Source organism: Sphingobium sp. B11D3D (assembly GCF_025961755.1).
GTDB lineage: Bacteria > Pseudomonadota > Alphaproteobacteria > Sphingomonadales > Sphingomonadaceae > Sphingobium.
Genome location: NZ_JAOQOG010000001.1, coordinates 1,582,383 through 1,604,379 on the forward strand (window position 1 = coordinate 1,582,383; position 21,997 = coordinate 1,604,379).

Consider the following 21,997-nt stretch of genomic DNA (forward strand, 5'->3'; position numbering starts at 1 on the left):
CTGAAACATTGGCGAAGCCAGCTTCCAGACGCGCGCAAAATGCCCCTGCATCCACTGCCACGGCGCCGTCTGCGGACCATAACCGGGAGCGCCCCGGTGAGCCCAATCCCTATGACGCGAGCCAGGAAGAGCTGCTCGAATTCTACCGTCAGATGCTGCTCATCCGCCGCTTCGAGGAGCGGGCCGGGCAGCTTTACGGTCTCGGCCTGATTGGCGGCTTCTGCCACCTCTATATCGGTCAGGAAGCGGTTGCGGTCGGCATCCAGTCGGCGTTGACGCCCGGCAAGGACAGCGTGATCACCGGTTATCGCGATCATGGCCACATGCTTGCTTATGGCATCGATCCCAAGATCATCATGGCCGAGCTGACGGGCCGGGAGGCCGGCATTTCGCGCGGCAAGGGCGGCTCGATGCACATGTTCAGCGTCGAGCATAAGTTCTTCGGCGGCCATGGCATCGTCGGCGCGCAGGTCAGCCTCGGCACCGGTCTGGCGTTCGGTCACAAATATAACGAGGATGGCGGCGTGTGCGTCGCGTACTTCGGCGACGGCGCGGCCAATCAGGGCCAGGTCTATGAGAGCTTCAACATGGCCGAGCTGTGGAAGCTCCCGATCATCTATGTGATCGAGAACAACCAATATGCCATGGGCACCTCCGTGGCGCGTTCCTCCGCCGAGGATCAGCTCTATCGTCGCGGCGAGAGTTTCCGCATTCCGGGCATCCAGGTCGATGGCATGGACGTGCTGGCCGTGCGCGGCGCCACCGAGGCGGCGCTGGAGTATGTCCGCTCCGGCAAGGGGCCGATCCTGCTGGAAATGAAGACCTATCGCTATCGCGGTCACTCGATGTCCGATCCGGCGAAGTATCGCTCGCGCGACGAAGTGCAGCACATGCGCGACACGTCCGATCCGATCGAGGGCCTCAAGAAGATTCTCGCCGATGCCGGCGTGAAGGAAGAGGATTTGAAGGCCATCGATACGAAGATCCGCAAGGATGTGAGCGAGGCGGCCGACTTCGCGGAAACCTCGCCCGAGCCTGACATGGCCGAACTTTATACCGATGTGCTGGTGGAGCAGTATTGATGGGTCTCGAGATCAAGATGCCGGCCCTCTCGCCGACGATGGAAGAGGGGACGCTGGCCAAGTGGCTCGTCAAGGAAGGCGATGAGGTCAAGGCCGGCGACATCATGGCCGAGATCGAGACCGACAAGGCGACGATGGAGTTCGAGGCTGTCGATGAAGGCACCATCGAGAAGATCCTAATTGCCGAGGGCACCGACAATGTGAAGGTCGGCACGGTGATCGCCATGCTCTCCGGCGAAGGCGAAGAAGCGCCCGCACCGGCCGCGCAAGCTCCCAAGGCCGAAGCGCAGGCCGCGCCCAAGGCTGCGGACGAGGCTGAGGCGCCCAAGAAGGCCGAGAGCGGCACCGCCAATCTCTCCGGCAGCAAGGCGAGCGCGGTGACGGACCCGGCGATCCCGGAAGGCACGCAGATGGTCAAGACGACCGTCCGCGAAGCGCTGCGCGATGCCATGGCCGAGGAAATGCGGCGCGATCCGCGCGTGTTCCTGATGGGCGAGGAAGTCGCCGAATATCAGGGCGCCTACAAGGTCACCCAAGGCCTGCTCGAAGAGTTCGGCCCCAAGCGCGTGATCGACACGCCGATCACCGAGCATGGCTTTGCCGGCATCGGCGCGGGCGCTGCCATGGGCGGCCTCAAGCCGATTGTCGAGTTCATGACCTTCAACTTCGCCATGCAGGCGATGGACCAGATCATCAACTCGGCCGCCAAGACCAACTACATGTCCGGGGGGCAGATGCGCTGCCCAATCGTGTTCCGTGGCCCCAATGGGGCGGCGAGCCGGGTTGGCGCGCAGCACAGCCAGAATTACGGCCCGTGGTATGCGGCCGTGCCGGGCCTGATCGTGATCGCGCCCTATGACAGCTCGGATGCCAAGGGCCTGCTGAAGGCCGCGATCCGCAGCGAAGATCCGGTGGTGTTCCTTGAGAACGAACTGGTCTACGGGCGCAGTTTCGAGGTGCCGCAGCTTGACGATCATGTCCTGCCGATCGGCAAGGCACGCATCGTCCGCCCCGGCAAGGATGTGACGCTGGTGAGCTATTCCATCGGCGTCGGCGTGGCGCTCGAGGCAGCCGAAACGCTCGCCGCCGATGGCATCGATGCCGAGGTGATCGATCTGCGTACGTTACGCCCGCTCGATACCGCGACGGTGCTGGAAAGCCTCAAGAAGACCAACCGCCTCGTGGTGGTCGAAGAGGGCTGGCCGGTCTGCTCCATCGCCAGCGAGATTGCGGCGGTCTGCATGGAGCAGGGCTTCGACGATCTCGATGCGCCGGTGCTGCGCGTGACCAATGAGGATGTGCCGCTGCCTTATGCGGCCAATCTCGAAAAGGCGGCGCTGATCGATGCGGCGCGGGTCGTGAAGGCTGCCCGCAAGGTCTGCTATCGGGATTGAGATAGGGTGGGGCGCTCATATGGGCGCCCCGCGACCTTTGATGGCGCGAGAGGTCTTGGCTGCCCTGGGCTCCTGCCTTCGCAGGAGCACCAGCCTTTGTCCCTCCATTCTCTGTCTTAACTCAGGGAAGGCGCGCGGCGCGTCCCGGATTTTCGGCACCGGCGCGACGGCCCGGCAATTGCTCGTTGAAGATCTTGCGGCTAACGAACTTCCAGGCGCCATCCACCTTGCGCATCTTATCCTCATAATGGCCGTAGCTGCCGATATGCGGGGTATGTCCCGTGCCGTTATTGGCTACCTCGAACCAGTAGATCACGCCCTTGGCCGTATCGCCATGCACATAGATGGCCTGATTGGTGATGAAGTGGCGCAGGGTGACAGGCTGGCCTGAGCCATCGTCGCCATAATATTGCTTGATGGCTTCCTTGTAGACGCCGATTTCCTTGTAGATTTCCTCCGGCCCGACGGCGGTGCCGCCTGCCCATTCCAGCACGCCTTCGGGCGCGAACAGGGCGGCGTAGCTTTCGGCATCGCCCCAATCGAGCGCCATGAGATACTCGGCTTCAAGCTGCATGATCGCGGCGCGATCGGCGGCATAATCCTCCTGCGCCGCTGTAGGGCGCCCGGTTTCGTTCGGCATAATGATGTCCTCTCCTCTGCCTGTGCCATGGCGCAGGCTCGCAAGAGGTTAGACGAGGGGCTTCGCCTGTGCAATTAAAGCTGGACAGAATCAATCTCAGCGGTTGAAACTGGCAGGATAACGAGCCGCAGGAAATGGAACCGGTGCGGCGCCAGGGCGAGCAGAGAGGAATTCACGACATGGCAATGGCACCTCAGGCGGCACACTCCGTGCCGGGCGACGATGCTGGGGCCGCGTCGCAGCAATGGCCCTCCAGCCCGCGTGCCTATTTTGCGCTGACTGTCATCATCATCGCCACCTTCCTGAGCTTTTTCGATGCCACCGTGTTTGGGATGCTGGCGGAGCGGATCAAGGTCGATTTCGGCCTGTCCGATACGCAGCTTGGCATATTGGGTGGTCCGGCAAGCATCATCTTCTACGTCTTCGTCGGCATTCCGCTGGCCCGGCTCGTGGATATCTATCCACGCAAGATGATCCTCGCGATCAGCGCGGCGGTGACGGGCGGCGTCACCATGCTCAGCGGTCTGGCGCAGGGCTTCGGCCAGTTCATCGCGGCGCGGATGCTGTTGGGCGCTGGTGGATCGGCGCATGGCCCCGGCTCTTATTCGCTCATTGTGGACATGTTCCGGCCCAAGAAAATCCCGATTGCCTTCGCGCTGCTGCAGTTCGGCTTCATCGGCGGCACCACGCTTGGCGTGCTGTTCGGTGGTATGATGATCGGCGCGGTATCGCATTGGGATACCAGCTATGTGTGGGGCCTGCGCATCTTCAACTGGCAGTGGATCTTGATCGGCCTCGGCCTGCTGTCCTTCCCGGCGGCGCTGCTGTTCCTACTGGTGAAGGAGCCGGCGCGGCGGGCGGCTGTGGCCGACCCGATCGCAGTGCCTCAGAAAGCCAGCTTCGGCCGCAAGATCGCCACGTTCATGGGCTTCGACGCCATTCGCGGCATTCAGGCGAAAGGCATGGTTTATTACCCGCTGTTCATCGCGCTGGCGCTCAGCGCGACGGAAAGCCAGGGCATCGGCTTCTGGCGCGTGCCTTTCCTCGTGCGGACCTATGGCATGGACGAGGCGCAGATTGGCGCGGTGCTCGCGCCCATGCTTCTGGTCGCGCAGCTTGCCGGCCTCGTGCTCGGTGGCCTGATGGTCTCGTGGTTCGGCCGCAAGTATAAGGATGCGAACGTTCGCACGGCGGCGATCTGCTTCACCGCGGTCACCATCTGCACGCTGGCCGCGCCGCTGATGCCGACCGGGCACCTCGCCATGGGCGCGATGGCTGTGGCGACGCTCTTCGGCCTTGCGGGCGCGCCGGCGCAGAATGCCGCCGTGCAGCGCGTCGCGCCGCAAGCCATGCGCGGGCAGGTGACGGCGCTGTACCTGTTTATGTTCACCTTCTTCGGCGCGATGGGCAGCCTCGTGATCGGTGTGGTGGCGCAATATGTCGTGCGGGATGAGGCACGGCTGTGGCAGGCGATCTTCATCACCGCGCTCGTGCTGCTGCCGCTCGCCACGATCAGCATGTGGCGTGCCTGCAAGCCCTATCGTGAGGAAATCGAGCGCTTGGAGGCAGCAGAAGTTGCGGCTGTGAGCAAAGCAATGCCTGCGGGGAGTTGACGACTCATCATTGAGTTCTCACAGGGGATATTGCGCGACGCCGGGTTTTGGTCCGGCGTCACTCTGTTTTGCTGAGAGTCCCGAGAGGATGGCTATGACCAATTATCCTGCCCTGCACATGATCATCGATGGCGAGGCCGTGACCGGCGGTGATCGCCGAACGCAGACCATCGTCAATCCTGCGACGGGCGAGACCCTTGGCGAGCTGCCGCTGGCCAGCACGGCGGATATCGACCGCGCGTTGGAAACCGCGCAGCGCGGGTTCAATCGCTGGCGCAACTCGACGGCGCAGGAGCGCGCTGCGGTGCTCTCCGGCGCAGCGCGTCTGCTCATGGAGCGGCAGGAGACGCTGGCCCGCATCGCCACGATGGAGCAGGGCAAGACCCTGCCTGAATCCCGCATCGAAGTAATGATGGTCGCCGGCCTGTTCAATTTCTACGCCGGCGAGGTTTCGCGCCTTTATGGCCGCGCTCTGGTGCGCCCGGCCGGCATGCGCTCGACGGTGACCTACGAGCCGGTCGGCCCGGTTGCGGCCTTCTCGCCCTGGAACTTCCCGCTCGGCAATCCTGGCCGCAAGCTGGGCGCGCCGATCGCGGCGGGCTGCTCGGTGATCATGAAGTCTGCCGAAGAGACCCCGGCGTCCGCGCTCGGCGTGCTGCAGTGCCTGCTCGATGCCGGCCTGCCCAAGGACGTCGCGCAGGCCGTGTTCGGCGTGCCCGATGAGGTGTCGCGCCACCTGCTGGCCTCGCCGATCATTCGCAAGCTCAGCTTCACCGGCTCGACCGTGATCGGCAAGCACCTCGCCAAGCTGGCGGCCGAAGACCTGAAGCGCACCACGATGGAACTCGGTGGTCACGGCCCGGTGCTGGTGTTCGACGATGTCGACGTGGACCGCGTGCTGGACGTCATGGTCGGCCACAAATATCGCAACGCCGGCCAGGTTTGCGTCTCGCCAACCCGCTTCATCGTGCAGGAAAATGTCTACGAGCGGTTCCGTGACGGGTTCGCGAGCCGTGCCAAGGCGCTCAAGGTCGGCAACGGCCTTGAGGATGGCATCCAAATGGGCCCGATGGCCAATGAGCGTCGCCCGGACGCCATGGAGCGCCTCATCGGCGGCGCTGTCAGCAGTGGTGCCAAGCTCAATGCGGGCGGCGAGCGCATCGGCAATCAGGGCTTCTTCTATGCCCCGTCCGTGCTTAGCGAGATCCCGCTCGATGCCGAGATCATGAACGAGGAGCCGTTCGGTCCGGTCGCGCTGATCAACCCGTTTGGCAAGGTCGACGACATGATCGCGGAGGCCAATCGCCTGCCTTATGGTCTCGCCGCTTACAGCTGGACGGACGACGTCAAGCTGCAGCGCCGCGTGGCGCGGGAAGTCGAGACCGGCATGCTCGGCGTCAACAGCGTCGCCATCGGCGGTGCGGACTCGCCCTTTGGCGGCGTCAAGTGGTCGGGCCACGGCCATGAGGATGGCCCCGAGGGCCTCCATGCCTGCCTCGTGACCAAGGTCGTCCACGAAGGCTGATCCAGAATACAAGCCCCGGTGCCCGTGCAGGCGCCGGGGCTTTCTTTCCCCATTTCTCAGGAGAGTAACATGACTCACGCGCTCAACACCGGCGGCGATCGCGGCTATCTTCGCATCGCGACCGAAGAGGCTTTCGCGACGGCCGAACAGCTCGACGCCTTTCTGAAGCTGGTCAAAGAGGGCCGGGCCGACAAGGCGACCACGTCGCTCTGGGGTTTCTACGGCACCTCGCCTTCCGAGCGGACCCAGTTCATTCGCGATCGGCTGCTCGATCTGGACGATCTGCGCATCCAGGCGATGGACGAGACCGGAATCGACGTCGCCATTCTCTCTCTGACATCGCCCGGTGGACAGGCATTCGAGACCGATGAAGCCAAGACGCTGGTCCGCAATGCCAACGACGTTCTGAAGGCCGCTTGCGAACGCCACCCGTCGCGCTATGTCGGCATGGTCTCCATCGTCCCGCAGGACGTGCAGTGGTCCGTCGAGGAAATCGCACGCGGCAAGAACGAGCTGGGCTTCAAGGGCGTGATGGTCAACAGCCACACCAAGGGTCACTATCTGGATGAAGAGCAGTTCGACCCGATCCTGAAGGCCTGCGCCGACAATAATCTGCCGCTGTACATCCACCCGCAATCGCCGCCGGATGCGATGATCGCCGGCATGGTCGAGGCTGGCCTCGATGGCGCGATCTTTGGCTTCGGTGTCGAGACTGGCTATCATCTGCTGCGCATCCTGACGACGGGCGTGTTCGACCGCTATCCCAACCTGACCGTGTGCGTCGGCCATGGCGGCGAGGCGATCCCCTACTGGCTGTTCCGCATGAACTACATGCATCAGGCTGGCGTCCGCTCGAAGCGCTATGAGCGCCTCAAGCCGCTCAACCACGACCTGTTCCACTACATGCGCAACAATGTCTGCGTGACGACCAGCGGCATGGCCTGTCCGCTGGCGATCAAGCTGTGCATCGATCAACTCGGTGAGGACCGGGTGATGTACGCGATGGATTATCCCTATGAATATGTCGCCGATGAGGTGCGTACGCACGACAATCTCGACATTTCTGCAGAAGCCAAGAAGAAGCTGATGCAGACCAATGCCGAGCGGGTCTTCAACCTGTGACGACCCCGCCGGTGTCGGGCCGGGTGACCGGCACCGCCTGGTATGCGCTGGCGTTGGTGGCTCTCACCAACGCCATGTCGCTGCTGGATCGCAACATCCTCGCCATTCTCGCGCCGCGCATCAAGGCGGACCTGCAGATTGGCGATGCCGAGCTGGGGCTGCTGTACGGAACGGTGTTCGCGCTGTTCTATGCGTTGTTTTCCCTGCCGCTCGGTCGCCTGTCGGATGGCTGGATTCGCACGCGCATTCTGGCTCTCGCCATCGGCTTCTGGTCCTTTTCCGCCGGTCTCGCTGCCTTCGCCAGCGGCTTTGCGATGCTTGCCATTTCCCGCCTCGGGGTCGGGATCGGCGAGGGAGCGACGTCGCCGGCGGGGACATCGCTGCTGTTCGATTATTTCCCTAAGCATCGGCGCGGTCTCGTGATGGGCACGATTGCTGCCTCCATTGCCGTCGGCCTTGGCATGTCCAACGTGGTCGGCGGGGTCGCGGCGGGCTGGTGGGAAGGGCTTTATCCTTCCGCTCAGTCAGCGCCGCTGGGCCTTGCCGGCTGGCAGTTCGCGTTCCTGGTCGCCTCGGTGCCCGGATTTGTGCTCGCATTGCTGCTGTGGCACCTCAAGGAGCCTCAGCGCGGCGCGATGGATGGCATCGCATCCCGGCCGGATCCGGCGCCGTTCCGCTCCAGCCTCGCGCTGCTCGGTGCGGTGACGCCCGGCACCAATTTGCTGAGCCTCGCCGCCAGCAAGGCCAGTGCCCGCCACTGGACCGCCAATATCGGCGTCATGGTGCTGGTGGTCGGCCTGATGACGCTGTTCGTGCATCTGGCTTCGGCCTTCTCGCCGCGCCCGGCGCTCAGTTTCGGTGGCGTGCCGCTCAATCCCCACATCCTGCAATGGGGCGTGATGGGCTTTGGCATCATCGTGATCTTCAACCTGTTGCAGCGGCTGGCGCTTGCCGATCCGCCGACCTATCAGGTGACGGTGCGCTCGCCCGCGCTGATGATCGCGATTGCGGTCGGCGCGCTGCAGACGGTGATTAATTACGGCATCATGGGCTTCACGCCCGCCTTCATCATGCAGACCTATGGCACTTCGCCTGCCGAGACTGGCGTCACCTTCGGCCTGCTCTCGCTAGTGATTGGCGTGATCGGCCCGATGATTTCGGGGCCTCTGGCTGACTGGTTCGACAAGTCCATGCCGGCGACCGGCCGCGTGTATCTCACGCTGTTCGCGCTCGGCGTCTCGCCACTCATCGGGGTCTGGACCTATCATGCGCCGGATGCGTTCGGCTTCTACAGCCGCTTCGTGCTCTACAGCGTCATCCTCACCTGCTGGATGCCGCCGCTCTACTCGCTGATCTACGGACTTGTGCTGCCTCGCATGCGCGGCATCACCGCGAGCACCTATCTCATCATCTCCACCATTTTCGGCCTCGGCATGGGCCCCTATCTGGTCGGGATGATCTCGGATGCCACGGGTGATCTGCGCACCGCGATCCTGAGCGTCAACTGGATGGCGATCCCCATCATCATCCTGCTCATCATTCTCCTCACCCGCATCCGCAAGGACGAGAGCCTCATTCTGGTCCGCGCCCGGGATGCAGGGGAGCCTGTCTGATGCTTTGACCTGCTCAGCATCCTCTCATTGTTGACTTTGTTCGAAATGGCGCTTTGTGTCATAAGAACTGAGTCGAGCCGCGCGGGGGACGTGCGCGGTGCAATGAGAGGATGACAAGAGCATGACGGACGAGAGAACTGTCGATTACGTGATCGTCGGAGCGGGCAGCGCGGGATGCGTTCTCGCCAACCGGCTCTCGGCGGATCGGGGCACGGAAGTCGTCCTGCTCGAGGCTGGTGGCGATGATCGCCCGACGCGGGAATTGAGCCAGTTCCGCTCCAACATGATGATCCATATCCCGATCGGTTTCGGCAAGACGCTGAACGATCCCAAGGTCAACTGGCTGTATGAGACGGAGGTCGACGAGGGCTCAGGCGGTCGCCCCCACAAATGGCCCAAGGGCAAGGTGCTCGGCGGCTCGTCTTCGCTTAACGGCATGCTCTATGTGCGCGGCCAGTCGGCCGACTATGATGGCTGGCGCCAGATGGGCAATGAGGGCTGGGCATGGGACGACGTGCTGCCCTATTTCAAGAAGAGCGAAGACCAGACCCGTGGCGCCATGGAAGGCCATGCGCAGGGCGGTGAGCTGGCTGTCTCCGACTTCCCGGAGCATCACCCGATCAGCAAGGCCGTCATCGATGCCTGTGTCGAGGCTGGCTATGCCTATAAGGATGATCTGAACGACGGCGATCAGGAGGGGACCAGCTGGTTCCAGATGACCGCGCGCAACGGCAAGCGTTGCTCGACGGCGGTGGGCTTCCTCCATCCGGTCATGGATCGGGTCAATCTCACGGTCGAACTGCGCGCCATGACGACCCGCATTCTCTTCGAGGGCAAGCGCGCGGTGGGGGTTGAGTTCGTCCAGCATGGTCGCCTGCGCCGCGTGAAGGTGCGCAAGGAAGTGATCCTTGCAGCCGGCGCGGTCGAGAGCCCCAAGCTGCTGGAAATCTCCGGCATCGGGCAGGGCGGTGTCGTCCGGGAGCTGGGCGTGAAGCTGGTGCACGAGCTGCCCGGCGTCGGCGAGAACCTGCAGGACCACTACATGATCGGCTGCCAGGCGCGGCTAAAGCCGGGCACCCCGTCGGTCAATTCCATGGCCAGCGGCCTTCCGCTGATCGGCCAGGTGCTCAAATATGGCATGACCCGCAAGGGCCTGCTCTCCTACGCTGTGGCGCATGGCTGCACCTTCCTGCGCTCGCGCGAAGGGCTGGAGACGCCGGACATCCAAATCCACACCATGGCGGCGTCCATGGATCTGGAAGTGCTGAACGCCAAGCAGCAGCTGGCGCTGGAGAAGGAGCCGGGCATGGCCTCCAACCCCTGCCAGCTTCGCCCGGAATCGCGCGGGCACATCCACGCCCGCTCACCCGATGGCACGCAGGCTCCCAAGATCACGCCCAATTATCTGCAGGACCCGATCGACCAGCAGATGGCCGTCACGCAGCTCAAGATCATTCGCGAAATCTGGCAGCAGCCGGCGATCGCCAAATATCTGGCCGGCCCCGATCCGTTCGGCGAGACGGACGATCAGATGTTCTTCTATGCGCAGGTCGCCGGCGGCACGCTGTATCATGCGGTCGGCACGGCGCGCATGGGCAGCGATCCCAAGGCGGTGGTCGATGCGCGCCTGCGCGTTCACGGCGTTCAGGGCCTGCGCGTGGTCGATGCCTCGATCATGCCCAAGATCGTCTCCGGCAACACCAATGCCGCGACGATCATGATCGGCGAGAAGGGATCGGAAATGATCCTGGAAGACGCGAAGGAACTTGCGCCGGCCTGAACGGGTCGGCGTGCGGCATTAATGCTGGACGGGAAACGAAGCCGCCTGCGCGTCAGGCGGCTTCGGTCATTTCATGGAAGGCTTGCGCGATCAGCGTGAGCGACTTGGTGCGGGCCTGCGGATCGAAGGCGGGGCTGTGGACGATGACCTCATCCACCTGCGTCCGCTGGACGAACTGGCGCAGGCCGCGCGCGACATCATCGGCGGTGCCAAAGGCGCTGCATTGCATGACATGCCCCAGCATTGCGCTGAGCGATGGATCGAGGCTCGCGACATAATTCTCCACCGGCGGCGGCAACTTGCCGGGGCGACCGGTGCGCAGCGCGACAAAGTTCTGCATCATCGAGCTGGCGACATATTCCGCCTCCGCCACCGTGTCGGCAGCGACGACGCTCATCGCCGCCGCCGCATAGGGTTCGCGCAGAGAGGCGGAAGGGCGGAAATCGCGGCGATAGATGGTCAGCGCTTCATCCAGCAGATCGGGCGCGAAATGTGAGGCGAAGGCGTAGGGCATCCCGAGTGCCGCCGCGAGTTGCGCGCCGAACAGGCTGGAGCCCAGAATCCACATGTCGATCTGAGCGCCGCGCCCGGGCACGGCCAGCAGGCCGAGGTCAGGCTCGCCGGTGAAGTGAGCGCGTAATTCCACCACGCTGCGGGGAAACTCCTCGGCCTCCTGCCGGGTGTCATGGCGGATGGCGCGGGCTAGTCGCCCGTCCGCACCCGGTGCACGCCCGAGGCCGAGATCGACACGGCCGGGGAAGAGTGCATCCAGCGTGCCGAACTGCTCGGCGATGATATAGGGCGAGTGATTGGGCAGCATGATGCCGCCCGAGCCGACGCGGATGGTCTTGGTCGCCCGCCCGGCCTCGGCGATGATGAGCGCGGTGGCCGCTGCTGCCACGCCGGCCATGCCGTGATGTTCGGCGATCCAGTAGCGATGATAGCCGAGCGCTTCGGCATGGGCGGCGAGCGGGCCGACGCGCTTGATCGCATCGCCGGCGCTCTCGCCTTCGACAACGTTGACGAGGTCGAGGAAGCTGAGTTTGGTCATCGATCCAAGATGGGATCGGCATCCCCGCTGCGCAACCGGTCGCAGGCGGGGGGCTTGGGGATCAGGTGACGCGCCAGACCCACAATTTGATGCCCGCCTTGTAGCGCGCGCCCGAGCAGACGAAGATGCTGCGGTTCATCCAGTCATATTTGCCTTCCGGCGCGATGAATTCCGGCACGGTGCGGAAATAATAATCCGCCGGATCGACCTCCTCGCCTGCCGCCAGTCGCGCCATCACATCGGGCGGGCCATGGCGCAGGCCACGATTGCGGATCTGGATGACGACGCCGTCATCGGTCTGCAGCGCGTAAAGGGCATCGGCGACGGTGACGCCGTCCGGCCGGGTGAGCTGGAAGTCGGCGGCGTTGCCGAGCAGCTTGCCCTTGATCAGCGGCCCTTCGACACGGCCGCCCTCGAAGATCGGGATGATGCGGCGGGTGCCATCGACGGTGTTGCCGAGCGGCACCGGCGCGCCGAGATCGCCGCCGGCTTCATAGACGAATTCCAGGCCGGGCTGAATCATGAACGTGCTTCCTTGAGACTTGAAGTGTGAGGCTGCAGCCCCGGCGCGCACACATAGCGCGGGCCGGGGCTGTGGCTGGATGATCGCTAGGGTCAGGCGGCTTCGCGTTCCAGGCCGATCTGGTCCGCGCTGGCCCAGTTGCCGTGCAGGCCAAAGCGCAGCGCGAAGGGGATGTGGATCGTGGCGACCGGTCCCTTCTCGATGTCCAGCGCTTCGAAGATCAGCAGGTCGCTCTTGTGGTCGGCCAGGCGATTGCAGACCTGCACGATCCAGCCGTCGCCTTCCGGCGCGTCCTTGGAGCGCGGCACGAAGGCCGGCTCTTGCAGAGAGGAGGTGGGGCCGCACCACCAGTGCTGCTCCTTGCCTGTCTGGTGGTCGATCAGGAACAGGCAGTTCATCAGGAAGCCGCCGGCGCTGCCGCCCTTGAGCTCGACCGGACGCTTCATGTCCATCTCCAACATCCAGCCATAGCGATAGGGCAGGCCGGTGACGCGGTCGTCAATGCGGGGGAATTCGCCCGACGTTTCCGTGAGGCGAGTGACGCTGTCGAACTCGTCGCTATTGGACGCCATGTCGACCGTCCAGCGGGTGAGGTAGCTCGCCGCCTGCTGCGGGTTGAAGGGCGCACCATGCACATCCGGGAAGAAGGGGAACATGTTGTTTGCCGCTTCCGGCACGTCGATATGGACCTTGGTGCCGTCCTGATAGGCGTTCATCACATGCGACGCGAAGCAATTGTCGCGCTTGAACCAGCGGATGTCTTCCTGCTTCACATCGTCACGGCGCGGGATGATGCCGAGGTAGACGGGCAGTGTGGTGTCGAAGCCGAAGTGCGGCAGGCCCTTCTCCAGGCGCTCCCAGCTGCCGATCGAGGGCACGATGTGCAGGACCAGATAATCCTTGGTCACGCCGAAGTCGTGCATCATGCAGTAATAGGGCGCCTTGAACCAAAGTTCGCGGACCAGTTCGCCCTCAGGGCTGACCTCATAGAGGCACACATCGTCGGTGCACAGGCCGCTCGCCGCATAGCCGATGGCGACCATGTTGCCCGTGAGCGGGTCGATCTTGGGATGCGCGGTGAAGGTCTGGCCGGTCATCTTGCCGCCGAACTTCTCGAACCCGATGGTCTCCATCGTGTCCGGCTCCATGACGAGGGACGGGCTGTCCTCCTTCATGGCCCAGAGCTTGCCGGCGAACACAAAGGCGTTGGTGTTCGCGGTCGAGCGATACTCGCCCTTGACGGACTCATCGTCCGTCAGCGGATTGCGATAGGCACCGAAGAGCGCCTTGCCGGCCTCGTTCTCCAGCTTCCACTTGGCGGTCTTGGCCCAGCGCTGCTTGATGTCGCACTGGCCATCATGAATGTGGAAGCGCGTGATCATGCCATCGCCGTTGAAGCTGATGTCATCGCCCAGGCGGGGCGGGAATTGCGGGTCCGGCTGCACGCGGAAGAAGGCGCCATTCAGCTCGGGCGGAATCGTGCCCTCATGCACGAGATTCGGAATGTCGCATTCGATGCGCGACGGGCTGTTGAAACCTGTGAAAGCGGGGGTATTGGGGAATTGCGCCATAGCTTGCTCCTCTTGCGCAGGTTTGTATGCTATGCATACCAATTGGGCAATTCCCATTGCTTAATCAATGGCCGAACCGTTCCGGTTCTCGGGGGTAAAGATCTTGGAAGCACGCGCACGTCAACGTCCTCTTGTGGCCGCCAAAGGTGGTGGAAGTGCGACGCCATCGCCTGCGCCCGCGCAGATCGACGACGATATCGGCGCGATCGACGACATTATCGGGTTCCACATCCGCCTTGCCCATGGCGCGGCCTACCGCCATTTCACCGAGACTTTTTCCGAGCTTGGCCTGACGCAGAAGATGGTCTCCGTCCTCTGGCTGATCAGCGATCATCCGCACATCGCCCAAGCCGATATCGGCCGCCGTCTGCAGATGGACCGGGCGACGACGATGGCGATCATCAACCGGTTGGAAGCGCGCGGCCTGCTGGTGCGCGGCGCATCCACGCTGGACCGGCGCCGGCAGACGCTCACGCTGACTGCGGACGGGCAGGCGGCCCTGAGCGACGCGCGGCGCTGCATCGACGAGCATGAGCAATGGCTCAAGTCCCGTTTTACCAAGAAAGAAGCCACATTGCTCATCGAGTTATTGCGCCGTATTCACGAGTAGATTCGGCCTGTGAGATCGCCGATGCGGTCCACTGCCTGGAGAGGAAAGCCCAACCATGTCATCGTCTGATCCTGTTGAGATCATTAATGAGTCGCCGATGTCCGTTCGGCAGTGGATTGTCGTGGTCTTGATGATCCTGCTGAACGCGCTGGACGGTTTCGACGTGCTGTCGAGCGCCTTCGCGGCGCCGGGCATTTCGGCGGAATGGGGCATCCCCCGCTCGGCGCTGGGCATCGTCCTCTCGGCCGAGCTGGTCGGCATGGGCTTCGGTTCGGTCATCCTCGGTGGTGTCGCAGACCGCATCGGCCGCAAGGACACGATGCTGATCTGCCTCGTCGTCATGGCGATCGGCATGTATCTGGCCCATGCCGCGACCGGCGTGACGCTCCTGACGGTATGGCGCTTCGTCACCGGCCTCGGCATCGGCGGGATGCTGGCGGCGACCAACGCCGTGACGGCGGAATCGACCAGCAAATCCTCCCGCAGTCTCGCCATGGCGCTCTACGTCATTGGCTACCCGATCGGCGGCGTGGTGGGCGGCTTTGCCGCGCAGAGCTGGCTGCTGGTGGAATATGATTGGCGCGCGGTGTTCATGTTCGGCGCCGTGGTGACCGCGATCATGATCCCACTTGTCTTCTTCCTCGTGCCGGAGACGCCTGCATTCTACGCCGCGCGCCGGCCCGCGAACGTGATCGAGAAGGTCAACCGCTCGCTCCGCGCGCTGCGCAAGCGGACCATCGAGGCACTGCCGCCGCTGCGTACGGAAGGACCGCAGCCCAAGGTGACCGATATCCTGTCCAAGCCGGGCCTGCGCAAGGTCACCTGGCTGTTGGCCTTCGGCTACATGTTCCACACGCTCACCTTCTATTACATCCTCAAGTTCGCAGTGCAGATCGTCGCGGATTCCGGCTTCTCGCAGGCCGATGCCGCCAGCACGCTCACCTGGGCCAATATCGGCGGTGCGATTGGCGGCGGTCTGTTCGGCTTCCTGCTCAAGAAATGGGACATCAAGGGGCCGACGATTGCCATGATGATTGCCGGCGTGGTTGCGGTGGCATGGTTCGGCATGGGGCATGGCGAGCTGGGTGAATGGCGCGTGGCGGCATTCCTGTCGATGTTCTTCCTCAACGCGGCCATTGTGGGCTTCTATGCCGCCTTCGCGCGGGGCTTCCCGGCTTATGCCCGGGCCACGGGTACGGGCTTTGTCCTCGGCGTGGGGCGCGCTGGCGCGGCTGGCTCGCCCATCGTCGCCGGGCTGCTCTTCGACGTGCTTGGCAAGGGTGAGTTACTCACCGTATCGCTCATCATGAGCCTTGGCTCGGTGTGCGCCATCTTCATGCTGCTGCTGCTGCCGATGCGCGATGGCGATGCGATTGCTCAAGCCGAGGCTAAGGCCTGAGATCTGGGTCCGCCGCCCCCTCTATGCGGGGCGGCGGATCGTCAGATACTGAATGGTACGACGAGAGCAGGGGGTCGAGACGGTCAGCCCGCCGTGACGCGGAGCACTTCATCCGGCCGGGCCAGCGCATAGAGCGAGAGGCCGGCAGCCTCAGCCCGGGCTGCCGCCATGCTGGTCGGCACCGAGATGGTCACAAGGGTGTGGGCGCCGACGCGGACCGTTTTCTCCACGATCTCATAGCTGCAGCGCGCCGTGGAAAGCACAAAGCCGGTGTCCATCGTCTGCCCTGCGCGGGCCATGGCGCCAACGAGCTTGTCCAGCGCATTGTGCCGGCCGACATCCTCGCGGGCCATCAGGATCGCCCCATCCGGTGCCACGAAGGCAGCGGCGTGCATCCCGCCTGTGGCGCGATTGCCCGGCTGATGCGCCCGCAAGGCGTCCAGCGCCGCGAAGATCGCCGCCGGTGCGAGCGCCTCATGCGCGGCGACCGGGGGGAGGGCACGCGAAACGGCTTCCAGATTATCGATGCCGCACAGGCCGCAACTCGACTCGGCCACGCGCGTGCGCACGCGCTCTTCAAGTTTCTCGAGCGCCAGGGAGGTGATGGTCGCACGCGCGATCCAACCGAGATCGGTCTCGACGATATCCATGTCAGTGACATCGCCCGGTTGCGCGGCCAGGCCCTCGGTCAGCGCGAAGCCGGTGATGAAGTCGTCCAGATCGAACGGACTGGCCATCATCACAGCATAGGAAAGGCCGTTATATTCCAGCGCGACCGGAACTTCCGGCGCGAAAGGGCGCGCGACCGGACGGCTGGAGCCATCCGGTCGAAGGGCGACCAGGTCAGCCGGCGTCGTTGTAGCCAGGATCATTCTCATCCGCGCTTGCGAATTCGGTCGCCCGAGTCATGTGCGGCACTGGCCCATCCAACATCGCGATGGCGCGTGCGGCGAGCGGCGACATGTCAGCGGGGTCAACAGCCCGAATACCGGCGAGCATCCGTGGATCCCAATACATCTTGATATGGTCGGCGGTCGCGAGGGCCGCTTCGTCGTGACCCAGGGCTTCGAAATTCCGCGCGATCTGATTCGCCATGTAAATGAGGCGCTCTGCTTCCATGACGCTTACTCCGCCGCTTCAGCCGTCAGGCTGGCCACGATCCGCCGCGAGCGCTCGGACCAGCTGTTATAATCCTCCTGCCAATCGGTCGGGCCGTTGGAGGGCGTGATCTGGACAGCTGTCACCTTGTACTCAGGGCAGTTGGTGGCCCAGTCCGAATATTCGGTGGTCACGACATTGGCCTGCGTGGCGGGGTGATGGAAGGTGGTATAGACCACGCCCGGGGCGACCCGTTCGGTGATCGTCGCCCGCAGCGTCGTCTCGCCGGTGCGGCTGGAGAGCTTTACCCAGTCGCCATCCTTGAGGCCGCGATTCTCGGCGTCGGTCGGATGGATTTCCAGCAGATCCTCAGGGTGCCAGGCCGTGTTGCCGGTCCGCCGTGTCTGCGCGCCGACATTATACTGGCTGAGGATGCGGCCGGTGGTGAGCAGCAGCGGGAAGCGCGGGCCGGTCTTTTCGTCGGTCGGCACATAATCGGTGACGACGAACTTGCCCTTGCCGCGCACAAAGCCTTCGACGTGCATGATCGGCGAACCCTCATGCGTCTCGTCCTTGACCGGCCACTGCAACGATCCCTCGCGCTCCAGACGCGCCCAGGATACGCCCGCGAACGACGGGGTGAGACGGGCGATCTCGGCCAGGATTTCGCTGGGATGCTCGTAGTTCCAGCCAAGCTCCATGGCATTGGCGAGAAGCTGCGTGATCTCCCAGTCGGCATAGCCATTGGCGGGCTCCATGACCTTGCGGACCGGCTGGATGCGCCGCTCTGCATTGGTGAAGGTGCCGTTCTTTTCAAGGAAGGTCGAACCGGGCAGGAAGATATGCGCGTAGTTCGCCGTTTCGTTCAGGAACAGGTCCTGCACGATGACGCACTCCATCGCCTTAAGGCCCGCCGCGACATGCGCGGTATTGGGGTCGGACTGAAGGATGTCCTCGCCTTGGATATAGATCGCGCGGAACGTACCGTCGATCGCGGCGTCGAGCATATTGGGGATGCGCAGGCCCGGCTCGGCATCCAGGGTCACGCCCCAGTCCGCCTCGAACAGCGCGCGCGTTTCATCGTCGCTGATGTGGCGATAGCCGGGCAATTCGTGCGGGAAGCTGCCCATGTCGCAAGCGCCCTGCACGTTGTTCTGACCACGCAGCGGGTTCACGCCTACGCCGCGGCGCCCGATATTGCCGGTTACCATCGCAAGGTTCGCGATGGCCATCACCGTCGAACTGCCCTGGCTATGCTCGGTGACGCCAAGGCCATAATAGATGGCGCCATTACCACCAGTCGCGAACAGCCGGGCCGCGCCGCGCAATTCCTCGGCGGGCACGCGGGTGACAGCTTCCAGCGTCTCGGGGCTGTTGCGCTCCTGCGAGACGAAGGCGGCCCAGTCCTGATACTCGTCCCAGTCGCAGCGTTCACGGATGAACGCTTCGTCGGCCAGGCCTTCGGTCACGATCACATGCGCCAGGGCGGTGAGCACGGCGACGTTGGTGCCGGGCTGCAGCGCGAGATGGTGCTGCGCGGCGATGTGTGGCGATTTGACCATGTCGGTGCGGCGCGGGTCGATGACGATCAGCTTGGCACCCTGACGCAGGCGGCGCTTCATCCGGCTTGCGAACACCGGGTGGCCGTCCGTCGGGTTGGCGCCGATGATCAGGATGACGTCGCTGTCCATCACGCTGTCGAAATCCTGCGTGCCGGCGGAGGTGCCGAAGGTCGTCTTCAGGCCATAGCCGGTCGGCGAGTGACAGACGCGGGCGCAGGTGTCGGTATTGTTGGAGCCAAAACCTGCGCGGATCAGCTTCTGCACAAGGAAGGTTTCCTCATTGGTGCAGCGTGACGAGGTGATGCCGCCCAATGCGCGCGCACCGTGGGCGGCCTTGATGCGCTTGAGTTCAGATGCGGCGTAGGAAATCGCCTTGTCCCAGCTCACCACCTGCCAGGGATCATCCACGCTCTTGCGGATCATCGGCTGGGTGATGCGGTCCTGATGGTTGGCATAGCCCCAGGCGAAGCGGCCCTTGACGCAGCTATGGCCGCGATTTGCCTTGCCGTCCTTCCACGGCACCATGCGCACCAGCTGCTCACCGCGCATTTCCGCGCGGAAGGTGCAGCCGACGCCGCAATAGGCGCAGGTGGTGACGACGGCCCGCTCGGGCTTGCCGATCTCGACCATCGCCTTTTCCTGAAGCGTGGCGGTGGGGCAGGCCTGCACACAGGCGCCGCATGACACGCATTCGGAGGAGAGGAAATCGTCGGACGCGACACCCGCAGACACCATGGAGCCGAAGCCGCGGCCATCGATCGTGAGCGCGAAGGTGCCCTGCACTTCGTCACAGGCGCGCACGCAGCGCGAGCAGACGATGCACTTGCTGGGGTCGAAATCGAAATAGGGGTTGGACGTGTCCTTCTGGAGACCCAGATGATTGTCGCCCGTGTACCCATAACGCACATCGCGGAGGCCGACGGCGGCCGCATTGTCCTGCAGTTCGCAGTCGCCATTGTCCGAACAGGTCAGGCAGTCCAGCGGGTGATCGGAGATATAGAGCTCCATCACGCCCTTGCGCAGCTTCTGCAGGCGCGGGGTCTGGGTGTGAACGGTCATGCCGTCCATCGCCGGCGTGGTGCAGGAGGCGGGGGTGCCGCGCATCCCGTCGACCTCGACCAGGCAGAGGCGGCAGGAGCCGAAGCTCTTCACGCTGTCTGTGGCGCAGAGTTTGGGAATGTCGCCGCCGCATTCGGCAGCCGCGCGCATCACGCTCGTGCCTTCCGGGACGGTGACGGAGCGACCGTCGATGGTCAGCGTGACCATCTTCTCCGATGTGGAAGCGGGCGTGCCGAAATCGGCCTGAGGTTCATAGCCCATGACGTTCAACTCTCTCCAGGTCAGCAGCAGTGTTGATATTAACAGGTTCGCGCGGCAATTGCACGGCGCGCGCGGAAATACGGTTCGCGAAGGCCTTCATCGAATGCACGCCCTCGCTCTTGAGGATGTCGAGCGCGTCGCCGGCCGCCGAGGCGGGCCACAGGCCGATCACCGGCAGGCTCTCGACATAAGCTGGATATGGCGACAGGCGCTGCAAGAGGTCTTGCGGCAGATCGATGGCATCGCATGGCACGCTCAGCACGGCGGGGAGCCCGCGCGCCTGCGCTTCGAGCAAGGCCGCAGCGAGTCCCGCCAGCGGTCCCATGTGCGGCGCGGGCTGGTCGGCGATGCTGGCCACGCCGTCATGCTCACGCCCCACCACGATGGTCTGCGCGCTGTGCACGGCCACGGCGTCGATGGCGTGATCAATCAGGGCGCGACCGTGAAAGGTCGCCACGGCCTTGTCACTGCCGAAGCGCGTCGACTTGCCGCCAGCGATTACCGCGCCGAGGACGGCCGCGCGATCGATGGGAAGCAGGCCGACGCAGCAGCTCATTCAGCCGCCTCGGGGAGGCTCTGGCGGGCGCCGAAATCCTCGGGCCAGTGCTTGAGCGCGCTCATCACCGGATAGGGCGTAAAGCCGCCCAGAGCGCAGAGCGAACCGAACTTCATCGTCTCGCACAGATCTTCCAGCAGAACGATCTCATCCTCCAGGCTGCGCGGCGCGGTGGGGGCGTTGTGCATCTGCGGCAGGCCCTCGAGCGTATCGCGCTGGCGCGGCACGCGCGCCATGATCCGGTCGATCAATTCCTTGCCGCGCACCGAGCCGATGCGGCAGGGCGTGCACTTGCCGCAGCTTTCCGCCGCGCAGAATTCCATGGCGAAGCGCGCCATGCCGGCCATGTCCGCGCCCTGGCCGAACACAGTGATGCCGCCATGGCCGATCAGCGCGTCGACGGCGGCATAAGCCTCATAGTCGAACGGAATGTCGAACTGGTCCGGGTGCAGATAGGCACCGAGCGGGCCGCCGACCTGCGCGGCCTTGACCGGCGAGCCGTCGTCCGTGCCGCCGCCAATCTCGTTGACGAGCTGGCCAAGCGTGATGCCGAACGCCGTTTCAAACAGGCCGCCATGCTTGATGTTACCGGCAAGCTGGATCGGCATCGTGCCGCGCGAACGACCCATGCCATAATCGGCATAGGCCTTGGCGCCCTCGGCTAGAATGTAAGGCACAGCCGCAAGGCTGAGCACATTGTTGACGATGGTGGGCTTGCCGAACAGGCCGACCAGTGCCGGGATCGGCGGCTTCGCCCGCACTTCGCCGCGCTTGCCTTCCAGGCTGTTGAGCAGCGAGGTTTCCTCGCCGCACACATAGGCGCCGGCACCGACGCGCACTTCCAGCACGAAGGGCGCAACGAGATGCGCGCTGCGGCGGATCGCTTCTTCCAGCTTGGCGATGGCGTGGGGATATTCCGAGCGGACGTAGATATAACCCTTGGTCGCGCCGGTCGCGAGGCCGGCAATCGCCATGCCCTCGATCAGGCAATAGGGGTCGCCTTCCATGAGCATACGGTCGGCAAAAGTCGCGCTGTCGCCTTCGTCGGCATTGCAGACGATGTACTTCTGGTCCGCTACCGCAGCCGCGACGGTGCGCCACTTGATGCCGGTGGGGAAACCAGCGCCGCCGCGACCGCGCAGGCCCGAGGCCACGACTTCCTCGACCGTCGCCTCGGCGCCGATCTCGCGAGCGCGGGCGAGGCCTTTCCAGCCGCCGGTCGCTTCATAGTCCGCAAGCTCGGTCGGGCGCGTCTTGCCGGCGCGGGCGAAAGTCAGCCGCTGCTGCTTGGCAATGAACGGATGCTCGGCAATCACGCCGATGCCGAGCGGCGACGAGCCGTCCAGAATCGCCGCAGCATCATCGGCCGTTGCCGGGCCGAAGCCCTTGCCGTCGATTTCCACCAGCGGTTCCAGCCACTGCATGCCCCAGCTCGAAACCCGCTCGACGGTTGCGCCCGCCCTTGCGAAGGCCTCGGCAACCGCGTCGGCACCGCAGGCGACGGCCAGCGCGTCGTCGGAAATGCGCACCATGACCAT

18 protein-coding genes are annotated in these 21,997 nt (G+C 64.2%); 9 read left to right on the forward strand and 9 right to left on the reverse strand.

Annotation, left to right across the window (positions count from 1 at the left end; all coding sequences use genetic code 11):
• Positions 1-8 precede the first annotated feature (8 nt).
• Positions 9-1,082: a pyruvate dehydrogenase (acetyl-transferring) E1 component subunit alpha gene (gene pdhA / locus M2334_RS07445; RefSeq protein ID WP_181559911.1), complete on the forward strand. Its 1,074-nt coding sequence runs from the start codon at positions 9-11 to the stop codon at positions 1,080-1,082.
• Positions 1,082-2,476 carry a pyruvate dehydrogenase complex E1 component subunit beta gene (locus tag M2334_RS07450; RefSeq protein ID WP_264594349.1) on the forward strand — a complete coding sequence of 465 codons (1,395 nt, stop codon included), beginning with the start codon at positions 1,082-1,084 and terminating at the stop codon, positions 2,474-2,476. The genes pdhA and M2334_RS07450 overlap by 1 nt, the downstream gene beginning before the upstream one ends.
• Before the next feature lie 121 nt (positions 2,477-2,597).
• Here M2334_RS07450 and M2334_RS07455 read toward each other — a convergent pair whose 3' ends face one another.
• Complete coding sequence (locus tag M2334_RS07455; RefSeq protein ID WP_264579084.1) at positions 2,598-3,116, reverse strand: nuclear transport factor 2 family protein; 519 nt, start codon at positions 3,114-3,116, stop codon at positions 2,598-2,600.
• A gap of 179 nt (positions 3,117-3,295) precedes the next feature.
• On the opposite strand from M2334_RS07455, the gene M2334_RS07460 reads away from it, so the two are divergent.
• The 5 genes from M2334_RS07460 to M2334_RS07480 all read left to right on the forward strand — a co-directional run bounded on the left by M2334_RS07460 (position 3,296) and on the right by M2334_RS07480 (position 10,769).
• Positions 3,296-4,729, forward strand: a complete 1,434-nt coding sequence (locus tag M2334_RS07460) for an MFS transporter (RefSeq protein WP_264579083.1) — start codon at positions 3,296-3,298, stop codon at positions 4,727-4,729.
• A gap of 94 nt (positions 4,730-4,823) precedes the next feature.
• Positions 4,824-6,254 (forward strand): NAD-dependent succinate-semialdehyde dehydrogenase, encoded by a 1,431-nt coding sequence (locus M2334_RS07465; protein WP_264579082.1) that lies wholly within the window; start codon positions 4,824-4,826, stop codon positions 6,252-6,254.
• Positions 6,255-6,323: 69 nt separating this feature from the next.
• Positions 6,324-7,376: an amidohydrolase family protein gene (locus M2334_RS07470; RefSeq protein WP_264570604.1), complete on the forward strand. Its 1,053-nt coding sequence runs from the start codon at positions 6,324-6,326 to the stop codon at positions 7,374-7,376.
• Complete coding sequence (locus M2334_RS07475; protein WP_264605134.1) at positions 7,373-8,989, forward strand: MFS transporter; 1,617 nt, start codon at positions 7,373-7,375, stop codon at positions 8,987-8,989. Before M2334_RS07470 ends, M2334_RS07475 begins: the two co-directional genes overlap by 4 nt.
• Positions 8,990-9,110: 121 nt before the next feature.
• Positions 9,111-10,769, forward strand: coding sequence for a GMC family oxidoreductase (locus tag M2334_RS07480; RefSeq protein ID WP_181559906.1), 1,659 nt, complete (start codon positions 9,111-9,113; stop codon positions 10,767-10,769).
• Between the two features lie 52 nt (positions 10,770-10,821).
• Here M2334_RS07480 and M2334_RS07485 read toward each other — a convergent pair whose 3' ends face one another.
• The 3 genes from M2334_RS07485 to M2334_RS07495 form a co-directional block, all read right to left on the reverse strand.
• Positions 10,822-11,820: an LLM class flavin-dependent oxidoreductase gene (locus M2334_RS07485; protein ID WP_264605135.1), complete on the reverse strand. Its 999-nt coding sequence runs from the start codon at positions 11,818-11,820 to the stop codon at positions 10,822-10,824.
• A 61-nt stretch (positions 11,821-11,881) separates the two neighbouring features.
• Entirely contained in the window at positions 11,882-12,343 is a 462-nt protein-coding gene (locus tag M2334_RS07490) for a DUF3237 domain-containing protein (protein ID WP_264570601.1), read from the reverse strand.
• Positions 12,344-12,435: 92 nt separating this feature from the next.
• Positions 12,436-13,914, reverse strand: a complete 1,479-nt coding sequence (locus M2334_RS07495) for a carotenoid oxygenase family protein (protein ID WP_264605136.1) — start codon at positions 13,912-13,914, stop codon at positions 12,436-12,438.
• Positions 13,915-13,981: 67 nt separating this feature from the next.
• Here M2334_RS07495 and M2334_RS07500 point away from each other — a divergent pair, with 67 nt between their 5' ends.
• Together M2334_RS07500 and M2334_RS07505 are read left to right on the forward strand one after the other, a co-directional pair.
• Positions 13,982-14,524 (forward strand): MarR family winged helix-turn-helix transcriptional regulator, encoded by a 543-nt coding sequence (locus M2334_RS07500; RefSeq protein WP_264570599.1) that lies wholly within the window; start codon positions 13,982-13,984, stop codon positions 14,522-14,524.
• Between the two features lie 97 nt (positions 14,525-14,621).
• Positions 14,622-15,923, forward strand: coding sequence for an MFS transporter (locus M2334_RS07505; protein ID WP_264585222.1), 1,302 nt, complete (start codon positions 14,622-14,624; stop codon positions 15,921-15,923).
• An 83-nt stretch (positions 15,924-16,006) separates the two neighbouring features.
• Here the strand turns inward: M2334_RS07505 and fdhD are convergent, their stop codons facing one another.
• From fdhD to M2334_RS07530, 5 genes are read right to left on the reverse strand one after another with little or no spacing between them, the layout of a single operon-like run.
• On the reverse strand, positions 16,007-16,801 hold the full coding sequence (gene fdhD, locus M2334_RS07510; RefSeq protein WP_264605137.1) for a formate dehydrogenase accessory sulfurtransferase FdhD: 795 nt from the start codon (positions 16,799-16,801) through the stop codon (positions 16,007-16,009).
• The gene (locus M2334_RS07515) at positions 16,767-17,042 is read right to left on the reverse strand and encodes a formate dehydrogenase subunit delta (RefSeq protein WP_264570596.1); all 276 of its coding nucleotides are present in this window, start codon (positions 17,040-17,042) and stop codon (positions 16,767-16,769) included. Before M2334_RS07515 ends, fdhD begins: the two co-directional genes overlap by 35 nt.
• Positions 17,043-17,047: 5 nt before the next feature.
• Positions 17,048-19,903, reverse strand: coding sequence for a formate dehydrogenase subunit alpha (gene fdhF / locus M2334_RS07520; RefSeq protein ID WP_264605138.1), 2,856 nt, complete (start codon positions 19,901-19,903; stop codon positions 17,048-17,050).
• Complete coding sequence (locus tag M2334_RS07525) at positions 19,893-20,459, reverse strand: molybdenum cofactor guanylyltransferase (RefSeq protein WP_181559898.1); 567 nt, start codon at positions 20,457-20,459, stop codon at positions 19,893-19,895. Before M2334_RS07525 ends, fdhF begins: the two co-directional genes overlap by 11 nt.
• Positions 20,456-21,997 (reverse strand): NADH-ubiquinone oxidoreductase-F iron-sulfur binding region domain-containing protein, encoded by a 1,542-nt coding sequence (locus tag M2334_RS07530; protein WP_264606050.1) that lies wholly within the window; start codon positions 21,995-21,997, stop codon positions 20,456-20,458. The genes M2334_RS07525 and M2334_RS07530 overlap by 4 nt, the downstream gene beginning before the upstream one ends.

What these genes read in the sequence shown, in the direction of transcription:
- M2334_RS07465 (WP_264579082.1), top strand. Translation starts at nt 4,824, where the DNA reads ATGACCAATTATCCTGCCCTGCACATGATCATCGATGGCGAGGCCGTG.
- M2334_RS07450 (WP_264594349.1), top strand. Translation starts at nt 1,082, where the DNA reads ATGGGTCTCGAGATCAAGATGCCGGCCCTCTCGCCGACGATGGAAGAG.
- fdhF (WP_264605138.1), bottom strand. Translation starts at nt 19,903, where the DNA reads ATGGGCTATGAACCTCAGGCCGATTTCGGCACGCCCGCTTCCACATCG.
- M2334_RS07505 (WP_264585222.1), top strand. Translation starts at nt 14,622, where the DNA reads ATGTCCGTTCGGCAGTGGATTGTCGTGGTCTTGATGATCCTGCTGAAC.
- M2334_RS07470 (WP_264570604.1), top strand. Translation starts at nt 6,324, where the DNA reads ATGACTCACGCGCTCAACACCGGCGGCGATCGCGGCTATCTTCGCATC.
- M2334_RS07460 (WP_264579083.1), top strand. Translation starts at nt 3,296, where the DNA reads ATGGCAATGGCACCTCAGGCGGCACACTCCGTGCCGGGCGACGATGCT.
- M2334_RS07480 (WP_181559906.1), top strand. Translation starts at nt 9,111, where the DNA reads ATGACGGACGAGAGAACTGTCGATTACGTGATCGTCGGAGCGGGCAGC.
- M2334_RS07515 (WP_264570596.1), bottom strand. Translation starts at nt 17,042, where the DNA reads ATGGAAGCAGAGCGCCTCATTTACATGGCGAATCAGATCGCGCGGAAT.
- M2334_RS07530 (WP_264606050.1), bottom strand. Translation starts at nt 21,997, where the DNA reads ATGGTCATGGTGCGCATTTCCGACGACGCGCTGGCCGTCGCCTGCGGT.
- M2334_RS07490 (WP_264570601.1), bottom strand. Translation starts at nt 12,343, where the DNA reads ATGATTCAGCCCGGCCTGGAATTCGTCTATGAAGCCGGCGGCGATCTC.
- fdhD (WP_264605137.1), bottom strand. Translation starts at nt 16,801, where the DNA reads ATGAGAATGATCCTGGCTACAACGACGCCGGCTGACCTGGTCGCCCTT.
- M2334_RS07495 (WP_264605136.1), bottom strand. Translation starts at nt 13,914, where the DNA reads ATGGCGCAATTCCCCAATACCCCCGCTTTCACAGGTTTCAACAGCCCG.
- M2334_RS07525 (WP_181559898.1), bottom strand. Translation starts at nt 20,459, where the DNA reads ATGAGCTGCTGCGTCGGCCTGCTTCCCATCGATCGCGCGGCCGTCCTC.
- M2334_RS07500 (WP_264570599.1), top strand. Translation starts at nt 13,982, where the DNA reads ATGGCCGAACCGTTCCGGTTCTCGGGGGTAAAGATCTTGGAAGCACGC.
- M2334_RS07485 (WP_264605135.1), bottom strand. Translation starts at nt 11,820, where the DNA reads ATGACCAAACTCAGCTTCCTCGACCTCGTCAACGTTGTCGAAGGCGAG.
- M2334_RS07455 (WP_264579084.1), bottom strand. Translation starts at nt 3,116, where the DNA reads ATGCCGAACGAAACCGGGCGCCCTACAGCGGCGCAGGAGGATTATGCC.